8 protein-coding genes are annotated in these 12,902 nt (G+C 73.2%); 3 read left to right on the top strand and 5 right to left on the bottom strand.

Annotated features, from left to right (window positions below; genetic code table 11):
* Window positions 1–146 precede the first annotated feature (146 nt).
* Window positions 147–1,730, top strand: a complete 1,584-nt coding sequence (locus ACS5PV_RS00965; protein ID WP_455393875.1) for a DUF882 domain-containing protein — start codon at window positions 147–149, stop codon at window positions 1,728–1,730.
* A 305-nt stretch (window positions 1,731–2,035) separates the two neighbouring features.
* On the opposite strand, the gene ACS5PV_RS00960 is transcribed toward ACS5PV_RS00965, so the two are convergent.
* The 5 genes from ACS5PV_RS00960 to ACS5PV_RS00940 form a co-directional block, all read right to left on the bottom strand.
* Complete coding sequence (locus tag ACS5PV_RS00960) at window positions 2,036–4,489, bottom strand: PAS domain S-box protein (RefSeq protein ID WP_455393519.1); 2,454 nt, start codon at window positions 4,487–4,489, stop codon at window positions 2,036–2,038.
* Between the two features lie 28 nt (window positions 4,490–4,517).
* Window positions 4,518–5,174: a chemotaxis protein CheX gene (locus ACS5PV_RS00955; RefSeq protein ID WP_455393518.1), complete on the bottom strand. Its 657-nt coding sequence runs from the start codon at window positions 5,172–5,174 to the stop codon at window positions 4,518–4,520.
* Entirely contained in the window at window positions 5,171–5,581 is a 411-nt protein-coding gene (locus tag ACS5PV_RS00950; protein WP_455393517.1) for a response regulator, read from the bottom strand. The genes ACS5PV_RS00955 and ACS5PV_RS00950 overlap by 4 nt, the downstream gene beginning before the upstream one ends.
* A 192-nt stretch (window positions 5,582–5,773) precedes the next feature.
* Window positions 5,774–7,864 carry a L,D-transpeptidase family protein gene (locus ACS5PV_RS00945; protein WP_455393516.1) on the bottom strand — a complete coding sequence of 697 codons (2,091 nt, stop codon included), beginning with the start codon at window positions 7,862–7,864 and terminating at the stop codon, window positions 5,774–5,776.
* A 254-nt stretch (window positions 7,865–8,118) separates the two neighbouring features.
* Window positions 8,119–9,606, bottom strand: a complete 1,488-nt coding sequence (locus ACS5PV_RS00940; RefSeq protein ID WP_455393515.1) for a sigma-54-dependent transcriptional regulator — start codon at window positions 9,604–9,606, stop codon at window positions 8,119–8,121.
* A 267-nt stretch (window positions 9,607–9,873) separates the two neighbouring features.
* On the opposite strand from ACS5PV_RS00940, the gene ACS5PV_RS00935 reads away from it, so the two are divergent.
* Window positions 9,874–11,742: a M3 family oligoendopeptidase gene (locus ACS5PV_RS00935; protein ID WP_455393514.1), complete on the top strand. Its 1,869-nt coding sequence runs from the start codon at window positions 9,874–9,876 to the stop codon at window positions 11,740–11,742.
* Window positions 11,743–11,842: 100 nt separating this feature from the next.
* Window positions 11,843–12,889 (top strand): CorA family divalent cation transporter, encoded by a 1,047-nt coding sequence (locus ACS5PV_RS00930; protein WP_455393513.1) that lies wholly within the window; start codon window positions 11,843–11,845, stop codon window positions 12,887–12,889.
* Window positions 12,890–12,902: the final 13 nt, after the last annotated feature.

The raw sequence follows: 12,902 nt of genomic DNA, 5'->3' as shown, positions 1-12,902 counted from the left end.
CGCCCTTGCTGTTCTTTCCCTCGGGCGCACGAGATCGTGAAGGCGGGCCGATTTTTGCCATGGTTGCGGCTTAGCCCTGCGGCCAACCCTGGCGCGGGGACCTGGGTAACCGTTTGTTGACGGTTCTCGGCAACCTTGTGTTCACCATGGCGGCCACGCGGCCCGAGCGAGGAAGAGGGATCGTGCGAGCGCTCAAGCGTGCCGGCCGCGGGGCGGCCGACCCGGCCCGGGACCCCCTCTCTCGTCGATCCCGTCGCTGCCGCCGCGGCGCGCTGGCGCTCGTCGCCTGCCTGACGGCGGTCCTCGGCTCGACCAGCGGCACCCAGGACGCGGTCGCCAACGGCGACACCCGCACGATCTCGATCTTCCACGAGCACACCAAGGAGAGCGCCGCGATCACGTTCAAGCGTGACGGGCGCTACGACCGGGCCGCCCTGGAGCAGCTGAACTGGCTCCTGCGCGACTGGCGCCTCGACGAGCCGACCAAGATGGACCCGCGCCTGTTCGACGTGGTGTGGGAGGCCCACCGCGCCGTCGGCTCGCAGGACGCGATCCACGTCGTCTCGGCCTACCGCTCGCCGAAGACCAACGCGGCGCTCCGCCGTCGCTCCCGCGCGGTGGCCGAGCACAGCCAGCACATGCTCGGCAAGGCGATGGATTTCTACCTCGCCGACGTCTCGATCGACCAGATCCGGGCGATCGGCATGCGGATGCAGCGCGGCGGCGTCGGCTGGTACCCGCAGGCCAACAGCCCCTTCGTCCATCTCGATGTCGGCTCGGTGCGCTCCTGGCCGCGGATGAGCCACGACCAGCTCGCCCGGCTGTTTCCCGACGGCCGCACCGTCCACCTGCCCGCCGACGGCCGGCCGATGCCGGGCTACGAGGTCGCCAAGGCGGAGATCCTGGCCCGCGGCGGCAGCGTGATGGGCGTGAGCCAGGCGATCGCCGCGGCGGACGAGGAGGACAGCCCGAACGTCGTCGGCCAGTTCTTCGCGATGCTGTTCGGCGGATCGAAGCCCGCCGCCCCGCCGCCCGCGCCGGTGGTGCTGTCCGGCCGGGCCGGCCGCGTCCGCCCGGTGGCGCTGGCGAGCGCCCAGCCGGAGGATGCCGGCACCCGCGACGCCCTGGCCTACGCCGCGCCGGCCGCGCCCACGGCCCTGCTGCCGCAGCCGGTCCCGCGCCAGGCGGCCTTGCCGGAGCCGGTGCCCGCCCCGGCGGAGGCTTCCCCCGCCGCGCCCGAGCCGGACGCGCGCGCCGCCGAGCCGGCCCCCGAGGCACCTGCCAGGACCACGCTCGCCTCCACCCCGCTGCCGCCCCGGCGCCCGTCGGAATTCGCCGCCCTGGCGGAGGCCCTGGTCGCGGCGCCGCCGCCCGTCACCGTGCCGCTGCCGCCCGCCCGCCCGGCCTCGATCCAGGTCGCCTCGGCCGAGGCCGATCCGGCGGCGCTCGGCGCCATGCTCCAGCCGCGCCTCCGGACGGCGCCCGTGCCGCCCGCACCGGCGCCCACCGACCAGAAGGCGCAGCTGCGCGCCCTGTTCAGCGCCGCGGCGGCCGCGCCGGCGGTCGAGGCCGCGACCGTTCGCATCATCCAGCGGCCGAAGGGCGGCACCCCGCCCGCCGGCCTCGTCTCGGCGCCCGCCGGCGCGGTGTCGACCCGCTTCCACAGCGGCGCGCCCGAGGACGCGCCCGGCGCCGGCCGCTTCAGCGGATCGGCGGTCGGACGGCGCTGAGCGGCGTTGCCGGCACGGGGCCCGTCGGCGGCCCGCGTGTATCGGGCGGGTGTTTCACTCTCCCCTTTCCCGGACGACTGGAGCGTCAGCGGAAGGAGGTCCGGGAAAGGGGAGAGCTGGAACGAGGGCCCTCTGTCCGGCGAATCTCATCGTTATGTCCCGGACCACAGCGGGGCCGGACGATGCTCCAGCATTCGGCCTCACCTCTCCGACCTGAACGCCCGGTTCCGGGGCCCGCTGCACGGGTCAGGGGCGACGCCGAGGATGGACGATCCGCCGAGGCCGCCGAACCGGTCGCCTTCCCCTCACCCCTCGATGATCGAGCGGATCTTGGTCGCCAGTCCCTCGACCGGGAACGGCTTGGTGATCATCTGCATGCCGGGGCCGAGATGGCCGTTGCCGAAGGCGGCGTTCTCGGCATAGCCGGTCATGAACAGCACCTTCAGGGCCGGGCGCACCAGCCGGGCCTGGTCGGCGAGCTGGCGGCCGTTCAAGCCCGGCAGGCCGACATCGGTCACCAGCAGGTCGATGTGGGAGGCCGATTGCAGCAGGCGCAGGCCCGCCGGCCCGTCGCCGGCCTCCAGGGTGCGGTAGCCGAGCTCGTGCAGCACCTCGATCACCAGGGCCCGCACGGTCGGGTCGTCCTCGACCACTAGCACGGTCTCGCCCCGCTCGGCCCGCGGTGCCTCGCCCCGCGCCTCGGCGGCGGCCTCGACCTCGCCGTGGTAGCGCGGCAGGTAGAGCTTGACCGTCGTGCCCTGGCCGGGCTCCGAGTAGATCTTGACGTTGCCCTCCGACTGCTTGGCAAAGCCGTAGATCATCGACAGGCCGAGGCCCGTGCCCTGGCCCAGGGGCTTGGTGGTGAAGAACGGATCGAAGGCCCGGGCGATCACCTCCGGCGGCATGCCGGTGCCGGTATCGGTCACGCCGATGCAGACGTACTGCCCTGCCCGCACCCCGATCTCGCGCGAGGCGTAGGCGTCGTCGAGGTGGGCGTTGGCGGTCTCGATGGTCAGCCGCCCGCCGTCGGGCATCGCGTCGCGGGCGTTGATCGCGAGGTTGAGGATCGCGTTCTCGAGCTGGTTGGGGTCGCAGAGCGTCAGCCACAGGCCGCCGGCGACCACGACTTCCAATTGCACCCGCTCGCCGAGCGTGCGGCGCATCAGCTCGTCCATCGAGCTCACCAGCCGGTTGGCGTCGACCGCCCGCGCCTCCAGCGGCTGGCGCCGCGAGAAGGCGAGCAGGCGATGGGTCAGCGCGGCGGCGCGCTGGGCCGAGGCCATGGCGAGGCCGGCATAGCGGGTGAGGTTCTCGGTGCGGCCCTCGTTGATGCGGGTCTGCATCAGGTCGAGGGAGCCGACGATGCCGGTGAGCAGGTTGTTGAAGTCGTGGGCGATGCCGCCGGTGAGCTGGCCCACCGCCTCCATCTTCTGCGACTGTCGCAGCTGCTCCTCGGCCCGCTCGCGCTCGGCCACCGCCTCGCGCACACGCGCCTCCAGGGTGTCGTTGAGCTCGCGCAGGGTCACCTCGGCCCGCTTCGACTCGGTGACGTCGTAGATCACCCCGACATGGCGCAGGCCCGAGGTCTCGGTGTCGCGGATCGCCTCGCCGCGGCGCACCAGCCAGCGCACCTCGCCGGTATCGGCGAGCCGCACCCGGGTCTCGATCGGCGGCAATTCGCCCTCGTGGCGCTGGTCCGGCGCCAGCAGCGGAGGATCGCCCTCGACCACGAGGGCGTTGACCGCGCTCGCCGCCACGGTGCGGGCGGGCACGAGGCCGAGCAGGCTGCAGAATTGCGGCGAGGCGGCCACGGTGGCAAAGCCCGGCACGTGCTCGAAGGCGCCGACGCGGCCCGCCGACTGGGCGATGCGCAGCCGCTCCTCGACCCGCTTCTGCTCGGTGACCTCGACCAGCACGCCGGTGAAGCGGGCGGGCCGGCCGTCGGCGCCGAAATGGCAGCGGCCGCGGGCATGGACCCAGCGCACCGAGCCGTCCTGGGCGAGCAGGCGGTACTCCTTGTCGAACACCTCGGCCCCGCCGAGGATGCCGCTCACCGCCAGCCGCAGCCGCAGGCGGTCGAGGGGGTGGATGCCGGTGAAGAAGGCGCTCGCCGGCAGCGGGCCGGGGCTCAGCGGCACGGTGCCGGGCCGCGGCGGCGGCGTGAGCCCGGTGAGGGCGGCGAAGCGCCCGTCGACGTGCAGGCGCTTGCCCGGAATGTCCCAGTCCCAGGTGCCGGCGATGCCGGCCGAGGACAGGGTGAGGGAGAGCTGGCGCTGCGCCTCGGCGAGCCGCCGCTCGATGTCGGCGAGCCGCTCGCGCCCGGTCTCGGCCTCGTGGACATGCGACATGTCCACCTGCGAGGCGAAGTAGTTGACCAGCCGCCCGGCTTCGTCGCGGATCGGGCAGATCAGCAGCTGGTTCCAGAACCGGCTGCCGTCGCGGCGGTAGTTCAGGATCGTGACCCGGACGACGCGCTCCTCGCGCAGGCCCTCGCGGATCGCCGCCATCGCGCCCGGATCGGTGTCCGGTCCTTGCAGGAAGCGGCAGTTGCGCCCGATCACCTCGGAGGCGTCGTAGCCCGACAGGGTCAGGAAGGCCTGGTTGGCGAAGACCACCGGGTTGTCGGGAAGGGTCGGATCGCTGATCAGCATCGGCTGGCGCGAATGCTCCAGCGCGACGAGGAACGGCCCGGCGCGCCCGCGCGCCGCCGCGATGGAGGCCGCGAGGCCGGCCGCGCCGTCGCTGCCGGGCGCGCTCACGCGGCTCGTCCGGGGTGGGGGCGGGTGGTCATGCGTCGAGGTCGCCGAGGGCGCGGGCGATGAACTCGTCGACGAGCCCCCGCAGGTTCTCCAGCGACGGCAGGTCCATCAGCATCGCCAGGTAGCCGCGGATGTCGCGCTCGCTCACCGAGAAGTCGATGTAGAGGAACAGCACCAGGGAATCCGCCCCGCCCGTCTCGGTCCCGAAGATCCGCGGGCCGTCGCCGCGCGCGATGCCGGGCAGCGACATGGTGAGCGTGCGCTGGAGCATGTTCGCCATGGTGGCGAGGCAGCCGTTGAGGATGATGTTGCCGGTCTCGGCCAGCGCCTCGTCCTCCAGGGCGGCGACCTCCTCCGGCGACAGCTCCTCGCCGGCGACGGCGCGGACCAGCTCGCGGCCGTTCTCCTGCGGGAAGATCAGCAGGGCGCGGCCCGCGAAGGCGCCCTCGAAATCCTGGTGCACCACCACGAGCGGCGCCGCCTCGCGCTGGCCGATCAGCCGGGCGGCGGCCTGGCGCGAGACGATCTCGACCGAGGGGACCGAGAGCAGCACCTGGGTGCCGATCATCTGGCGCAGGCTCGCGGCGGCGCGGCTGATCCCGATATTGACGAGCTCGGTGAAGGCGTCCTGCTGCAGCTCGGTCAGGCCGACCGTCGCGCCGGCATCCGGGGCCTCGCCGGTCACGGCGTGCCGCCTCGGCGCAGGCGCAGGGCCGCGCCCGAGAGGAAGCCCGCCAGCGCCTCGCCGGTGAGGGGCTTGGCCAGGAACGTCGCCTCGAGCTCGCGGGCGCGGGCGATCACCTCGTCCTGGATGTTGGCCGAGATCACCGCGATCGGCAGTCCCGGCCGGGCCGCACGCAGCTCCTGCGCGAGGGCGAGGCCGTCCTTGCCCGGCATGTTGAAGTCGAGGAGCGCCACGTCGACCGGCTCGGCCGCCACGATGGCGGCGGCCTCCTCGGCATTGGCCGCCTCGCGCGCCGCCCAGTCCGGCCTGGCCTGGCGCAGCAGCCGCACGGCCACGGCGCGCGCGAGCTTGCTGTCGTCAACGACGAGGACGGTGACGGGCTGTGGGGCGGTCGGAGGCTGCGACATGGTGAGCATCTAGGCGGTTTTCGCCGAAAGGGGAATGGAGGCGGCGGTCATTGCGGCGACCATGCACGATGGAGCGCGCCCTTGCCTAGCGGAAGGGCGGTCCCGCATCGCCGAAATACCCCCGGAAGGCGCATCTCGCTCCCCGTTCCGGGGCGGGCGGTCAGCGGCGCCCCGGCGATGCCCGGGATCCGGCTACCACCACCCGCGCCGGATCGCCCCGGTCTCGCCGAAATAGTCCGGCGCCGGCTGCACCACCGCCGGCTCCTCCCGCTCGGTCGCCGTGGCGACCGGGCGGCGCGGGGCCGGACGGGGCGCGGCCTGCTGCTGCGCCAGATCGCGGTGCGGGCGCGGGGCCGTGCCGGGGCTCGCGCCGGGCGCCTGCCCGGCGACCTTCGGCTTGTGGCCGGCCTCCGGCGGCAGCGCCTCGGTCGAGAGGCCGAGCGCCACCTTCACCCGGGCGTTGACGCCGTAGAGGTCGGGCAGGCTGCGCAAGGGTCCGGTGCCGTCGGCCTCCAGGGTGAAGTAGGCGAGGTGCACCGGCAGCTTCTCGGGCAGCATCACCGTGCGCTCGCCCTTGCCGATCAGCGCCTTCAGCCGCTCGGTCGGCCAGCGTGGCCCGAGCACCACCTGCGCGAAGCGGAACGGATCGTCGACGCGCACGCAGCCGTGGCTCAGCGCCCGCTCGGAGCGGGCGAACAGCGAGCGGTTCGGCGTGTCGTGCAGGTAGACCGCGTGGTCGTTGGGGAACATGAACTTGATGAAGCCGAGCGCGTTGCGCTCGCCCGGCGGCTGCCGGATGGCGATGCTGTTGCCGCGCCGGACCACCTGGTAGCCGAGGCGCGCGGCATAGTTCGGGTCGCGGGCGAGCCCGGGCAGGAACTGGCTCTTGAGGATCGAGGGCGGCACCGTCCAGGACGGGTTGACCACCGCGTAGGTCATTTCGCCGGAGAAGATCGGCGTCGGCGAATCGGGCTTGCCGACGATCACCCGCGCCTCGTCGAGGACGCGGCCGTCGCGCATCACCCGCACCTTGTACTCGGGGATGTTGACGAAGACGTGGGTGCGGCCGAGATCCGCCGGCAGCCAGCGCCAGCGCTCCATGTTGGCGAGGAGGTCGGCCTCCTGCCGGTCCGGCGTCGGGCCGGCGAGCGCCGCCACCGTGGCCGGATCGAGCACGCCGCTGGCCTTCATGCCGCGCTGGCGCTGGAAGCTCGCCACCGCCGTCGCCACGCCCTCGTCGTAGGCGGTGGCATCGGTCGCGCCGCCGAGCCCGAACCGGGCGCGGATCAAGGGCACACGCGGGTCGCGCATCCCGGTCTTGAGCGCCGGGCCCTTGGGCAGGCGCACCATCGGCACGGCGCGGTTCGGCTGCTGGGCGCGTAAGGAAGCCAGCTTCGCCTTGAGGGCGAGGTAGCCGGGCTGCCCCGGATTGTAGGCCTGGAGCAGGGCGCCGGCGCCGCTGCCCGCTGGCGTGAGGCGGGTCAGCACCGCGTCGGCGGCGGGCAGGTCGAGCTTCGGGGTGATGAACCGCGACAGGCGCGAGGGCTCGATGCGCCCGCCGCGGGCGTCGCGGGCGTAGAGCGCCGCCGCCGCCGAGAGCTTGAGGTCGGCCTCGGCCAGGTCGGCGGGCTTGGCGTGGGGCGGGTCGAGGAGCGGGATCGGGTAGGCGAGGGGGTCGAGCCCGTCCTCGCCCGCCGCCTGGAGCCGGGCGATCACCGCCTTGGCGGCGTCGCTCCAGCCGGCCTCGGTGAGCCAGACCGACTTGAAGGCGCCGAGCGCGTAGAAGGCCTGCATCGCCTCGCGCTGCCTGGGGGACAGGCGGCGGATCAGCGTGAAGCTCGGATCGGCGAGGCGCGCCGCCACGACCTCGGCGACCGGGTCGCCGGGAGCGGGCGGGGGCAGGGCGGGGGCTGCGGCCTCCGCCGGGGCGGGGGGTTCCGCGGGCTGGGCGGGCTCGGTCGCGGCGGGCTTCTGCGCATCGCCGGACCTCTGCGCATCGCCGGGCTTGGGGGGCGCCGTGACGGGCCTGAAATCCTCGGTGCCGGGCGCGACGACGTCGATGCCGGCGCGGGTCGCATCCTTCGATGCGTCCCCCTTCGATGCGTCCTTGGGCGCGTCCGAGATCGCCGTGATCGCGGGAGGCGGCGTCGCGGCCACGGCTCCCGGCGCCGCCGCGGCGACGCCCTCGGCCCGCGCCGCCGGCAGGCCGGCTTGCGCCGCCAGCAGCACCGCGAGGGTCGCCGCCGCGCCCGCGTTCCGGCCGGTCCTGCGCCTGGGAGCCATGGTCCTCTCCTCGAAGCCGCGGCCGAAAACGGCGGCCACGCTGGTCAATCTAGACTAGTAAACACGCCCGCGCAGGCCGTGCCATCGCACGGCAGCCACACCCGGGCGGCATGCAACCTTGGGCGTCCGCGACGTGTTCCGGCGCACCCGCGACGGTGATCGCGGGGGAAAACCGGAGACGGCGACCGAGGTCGGCCGCCCAAGACCCCCGAAATGCGGTTTTCTTCGGACGAGCCATCGCGCGGGCGCCAAGATCAGGCGGCGTCCTCGGCCTTCTCGTCGTCGAGGCCGAGTTCCTTCAACTTGCGATAGAGTGTCGAGCGGCCGATGCCGAGCCGGCGCGAGACTTCCGACATCCGCCCGCGGTAGAATTGCAGGGCGTAGCGGATGATCTCGCCTTCCAGCCCCTCCATCGTCTTCATCTCGCCGGTCTCCTCGGCGACCAGCGACAGGGCGTGGGGGTCGCGCACCTCGACCCGGACGATCTCGCGCACCGGGGCCGGCCCGGTGCCGGGCTCGGAGGTTGCGGGCGCGGCCGGGATGCGCACGTCGAAGCCCTGGACCTGGGCGGCGATCTGCGGGAACTCCGCGATCGTCAGTTCGTCGCCGTCGGCGAGCACCACCGCGCGAAACAGCGCGTTCTCGAGCTGGCGCACGTTGCCGGGCCAGTCGTAGCGGGTGATCAGCGCCATCGCCTCCGCCGCGATGCCGCGCACCCGCTTGCCTTCCTCAGCCGCGAACCGGGCGCAGAACGAGCGGGCGAGGTCCGGGATGTCCTCGCGCCGGGCCCGCAACGGCGGCAGGGTCATCGGAAAGACGTTGAGGCGGTAGTACAGGTCCTCGCGGAAGCGGCCCTGCTTGACGAGGTCGAGGAGCGAGCGGTTCGTCGCCGAGACCAGCCGGATGTCGACCCGCACGCTCTTGCGCCCGCCGACCGGGTCGACCTCGCCCTCTTGCAGCGCCCGCAGGAGCTTCACCTGCGCGTCGAGGGGCAATTCGCCGATCTCGTCGAGGAACAGCGTGCCGCCCGAGGCCTCGACGAACTTGCCGAGATGCCGTTCGGTCGCGCCCGTGAAGGCACCCTTCTCGTGGCCGAACAGGGTCGATTCGACGAGGTTGTCGGGGATCGCCCCGCAATTGACCGTGACGAAGGGCTTGCCGCGGCGCTCGCCCGAGCCCTGGATCGCGCGGGCCAGCACCTCCTTGCCGACGCCGGACTCGCCCTCGATCAGCACCGGGATGTTCGATTTCGCCGCCCGCTCGGCGAGCCGCATCACCCGGCCCATGTCCGGGCTCTTCGAGGTGAGGTCGCGGAAGGAGAGGGCGCCGGACGCCCGCCGGCGCATCCGCCGGATCTCGTCCTGGAGCTGGTCGACCTGGAGCGCGTTGCGGATCGAGACCTGGAGCCGCTCGGGCCCGGCGGGCTTGACCACGAAATCGATCGCGCCGGCCCGCATGGCGTTGACGACGGCGTCGATCGAGCCGTTCGCGGTCTGGACGATCACGGGGGTGTCGATGCCGGCCTTGCGCAGTTCGGCGAGCACCCCGAGCCCGTCGAGGCCACCCGGCATCGCGAGGTCGAGGAGCACCACGTCGATGCTCGAATCGGGCGCCCGGATCGCGTCGAGGCCGGCCGCACCGCTCTCGGCCACCAGGGCCTCGTATCCGAGGCGCCGCACCATGGCCTCCGCCAGCCGGCGCTGCACGGGATCGTCGTCGACGATGAGGACCGTGGTGGTCATCTGTGCTCCTCGGAGAGGACCGGCGCCGGGGCGCCGCCCTCAAGGCCTCTCGCGTCGGCGCCCGGCGCGCGGGCAGCGGGCGAATCACGCGGCTGTTTCGTTTCGAGCCGCATGCTGCGTCACAAGCGTAAAGTGGCTCTTAACGCCAACGAGAGGTTACCGGGGCGTGAGGCGACCGCGCCGCAATCGCCGCCGCCTCGGTTGATCGCGGGCCGGTCGGGGCCGATATGTCCCCCCGCATCGCTTGCGCCTGAAGGAACATCGTCCATGCCGCTGAGTGCCGCCGCGCCGTCCGACAGCGCCCTGAGCACCGCGAAGGCCACCGCCCGCGCCGTCGATCTCGGGCCGCTGCCGGAATGGGACCTGTCGGACCTCTATGCCGGCCTCGACGACCCGGCCTTCGCCGACGACCTCGCCAAGGCCGAGGCCGAGTGCCGGGGCTTCGCCGAGAGCTACCGTGGCCGGGTCCGGGACCTCGTCTCCGGCGAGGGCGCGTCCGACCGCCTCGGGACCGCGGTCGCCGCCTACGAGGCGATCGAGGACCGGCTCGGCCGGCTGATGTCCTATGCCGGCCTCGTCTATTCCGGCGACACCACCGATCCGGCGCGGGCGAAGTTCTACGGCGACACCCAGGAGCGGCTGACGAACGCCGCGAGCGACCTCCTGTTCTTCACCCTCGAGCTCAACCGGGTCGAGGACGCGGGCATCGACGCCGCCGCCGCCCACCCGCCGCTGGCGCGCTACCGCCCCTGGCTCGAGGACATCCGCCGCGAGAAGCCCCACCAGCTGAGCGACGAGGCGGAGAAGCTCTTCCTCGAGAAGTCGGTGACCGGCCGCGCCGCCTGGAACCGGCTGTTCGACGAGACCATCGCGTCCTTGCGCTTCCCGCTGCGCGGCGAGGAACTGACGCTGGAGCCCACCCTCAACAAGCTCCAAGACCCGGACGAGACCGTGCGCCGGGACGCGGCGGGCGCGCTCAGCACCGTGTTCCGGTCGAACCTGCGGGTGTTCACGCTCATCACCAACACGCTCGCCAAGGACAAGGAGATCTCCGACCGCTGGCGCGGCTTCACCGACGTGTCGGATGCCCGCCACCTCGCCAACCGGGTCGAGCGCGACACCGTCGAGGCGCTGGTCGCCGCCGTCCAGGCCGCCTATCCGCGCCTGTCGCACCGCTACTACAAGCTGAAGTCGCGGTGGTTCGGCCGCGACGACCTCGCCTACTGGGACCGCAACGCGCCGCTGCCGAAGGTCGAGCAGCGCACGATCCCCTGGGCCGAGGCGCGCGAGACCGTGCTCTCGGCCTACGGCGCGTTCTCGCCGAAGATGGCCGAGATCGCCCGGCGCTTCTTCGACGGCGGCTGGATCGATGCGCCGGTGCGGCCCGGCAAGGCGCCGGGCGCCTTCGCCCACCCGACCGTGCCCTCGGCCCACCCCTTCGTGCTGGTGAACTACCAGGGCAAGCCGCGGGACGTGATGACGCTCGCCCACGAGCTCGGCCACGGCGTGCATCAGGTGCTGGCGGGCCCGAACGGCGCCCTGATGGCCCCGACGCCCCTGACGCTCGCCGAGACCGCCAGCGTGTTCGGCGAGATGCTGACCTTCCGCCGCGTGCTCGAGGCCACCACCGACCCGGTCCAGCGCCGGGCGATGCTCGCCGCCAAGGTCGAGGACATGATCAACACGGTGGTGCGCCAGATCGCGTTCTACTCCTTCGAGCGCAAGGTCCACCTCGCCCGCCGCGAGGGCGAGCTGACCGCCGAGAAGATCAACGCCCTGTGGATGTCGGTGCAGGCCGAGAGCTTAGGGCCGGCGATCCGCCTCGACGAGGGCTACGAGCCGTACTGGGCCTACATCCCGCACTTCATCCACTCGCCGTTCTACGTCTACGCCTACGCCTTCGGCGACTGCCTGGTGAACTCGCTCTACGGCGTCTACCAGCGGGCGAGCGGCGATCCGGCGGCGGAAGAGGCCTTCGTCGCGCGCTACTTCGCCCTGCTCGCCGCCGGCGGCAGCCAGCCCTACGGCGAGTTGCTGGCGCCGTTCGGGCTGGATGCCCGCGACCCGGCCTTCTGGCAGATCGGCCTGTCGATGATCGAGGGGATGATCGCCGAGCTGGAGGCGATGGAGGCGTGAGCCGTCATCGCATCGTCGCGCCCGGCCCCTAGCGACGGCGGCCGGGTGCGGCGGCGTTCCGGTCGCTCCCGCACAGCCAAGCGGGGACGAACGACGCCCGATGCCGCCCCTCCTCAGCGACGAACCCGCCCTGCCGGGCCTGATCTGGGCGATGCGGTTCGACGGGGCCGGGCGCGGGCAGCTGGTCGGGCCCGGCGAAGAGGTTCCGGCGCTCGGCCGCTTCGGCGAGGGTTTCGTCTGGCTCCACGTCAACCTCAACGACGCGCGGGTCCCGGCCCTGGTGGCGGAGGGGCGCCTCGGCCCGCCGGACCTCGCGGCGGCGGCCTTCGCCAGCGATCCCCACCAGCGGGTCACGATCGAGGACGGCCAGGTCGGCGGCGTCATCGCCGACCTCACCCGCGACGCAGACCTCGCCCGCGACACCGAGGCCCCCGCCGCGCCGGAGCGCCTGCCCGACGCCGCCGGGCGGCTGCACTTCGTGCTCGGCCCGAACTACCTCGTCAGCGGCCGCCGGCACCCGATCGTCGGGCCGGACGCGGTGCGCGCGGCGATCGCCGAGGGCAGGGCGCTGCCGGGGCCGGTGGCTCTCCTCGAAACCCTGATCGGCCGGGTCGCCGCGGCGATCGGCGCCCGCGGCGCGGCCCTCTCCGAGCGCCTCGACGGGATCGAGGACCACATCCTCGACGAGCGCATCCGCGACGAGACCCGCCAGCTCGGTCCGATCCGCCGCGACGCCGTGCGGCTGCACCGCCAGCTCAACGGCCTGCGAGCGGTGTTCCACCGCCTGGAAGAGGACGGCGAGGACCTGCCCGAGGAGACGCTGGAGGCCGCCGCCCGCATCGCGCAGCGCCTCGACGCCCTCGATCGCGACATGGTGGTGCTGGCCGAGCGCAGCCGGCTGTTGCAGGAGGAGCTGTCCGGCCTGCTCGCCCGCCAGTCGAACCGCCAGCTCCACACCCTGTCGATCCTGACCGCCCTGTTCCTGCCGCCGACCCTGGTGACCGGCCTGTTCGGCATGAACACCAAGAACCTGCCCTTCGCCGAGTGGGACGACGGCTCGACGGTGGCGATCGGGATTGCCGCGCTATCGGCGGCGGCGGCCTTCCTGCTGATTCGCCGGCTCGGGCTCGGCGGGCAGAGGGGCTGAGGCGACGGCACAT

The sequence above is a fragment of the Methylobacterium sp. Gmos1 genome (assembly GCF_053764715.1).
This window is presented reverse-complemented; position numbering and strand designations above follow the sequence as displayed.

What these genes read in the sequence shown, in the direction of transcription:
- ACS5PV_RS00930 (WP_455393513.1), top strand. Translation starts at nt 11,843, where the DNA reads ATGCCGCCCCTCCTCAGCGACGAACCCGCCCTGCCGGGCCTGATCTGG.
- ACS5PV_RS00940 (WP_455393515.1), bottom strand. Translation starts at nt 9,606, where the DNA reads ATGACCACCACGGTCCTCATCGTCGACGACGATCCCGTGCAGCGCCGG.
- ACS5PV_RS00935 (WP_455393514.1), top strand. Translation starts at nt 9,874, where the DNA reads ATGCCGCTGAGTGCCGCCGCGCCGTCCGACAGCGCCCTGAGCACCGCG.
- ACS5PV_RS00950 (WP_455393517.1), bottom strand. Translation starts at nt 5,581, where the DNA reads ATGTCGCAGCCTCCGACCGCCCCACAGCCCGTCACCGTCCTCGTCGTT.
- ACS5PV_RS00945 (WP_455393516.1), bottom strand. Translation starts at nt 7,864, where the DNA reads ATGGCTCCCAGGCGCAGGACCGGCCGGAACGCGGGCGCGGCGGCGACC.
- ACS5PV_RS00965 (WP_455393875.1), top strand. Translation starts at nt 147, where the DNA reads ATGGCGGCCACGCGGCCCGAGCGAGGAAGAGGGATCGTGCGAGCGCTC.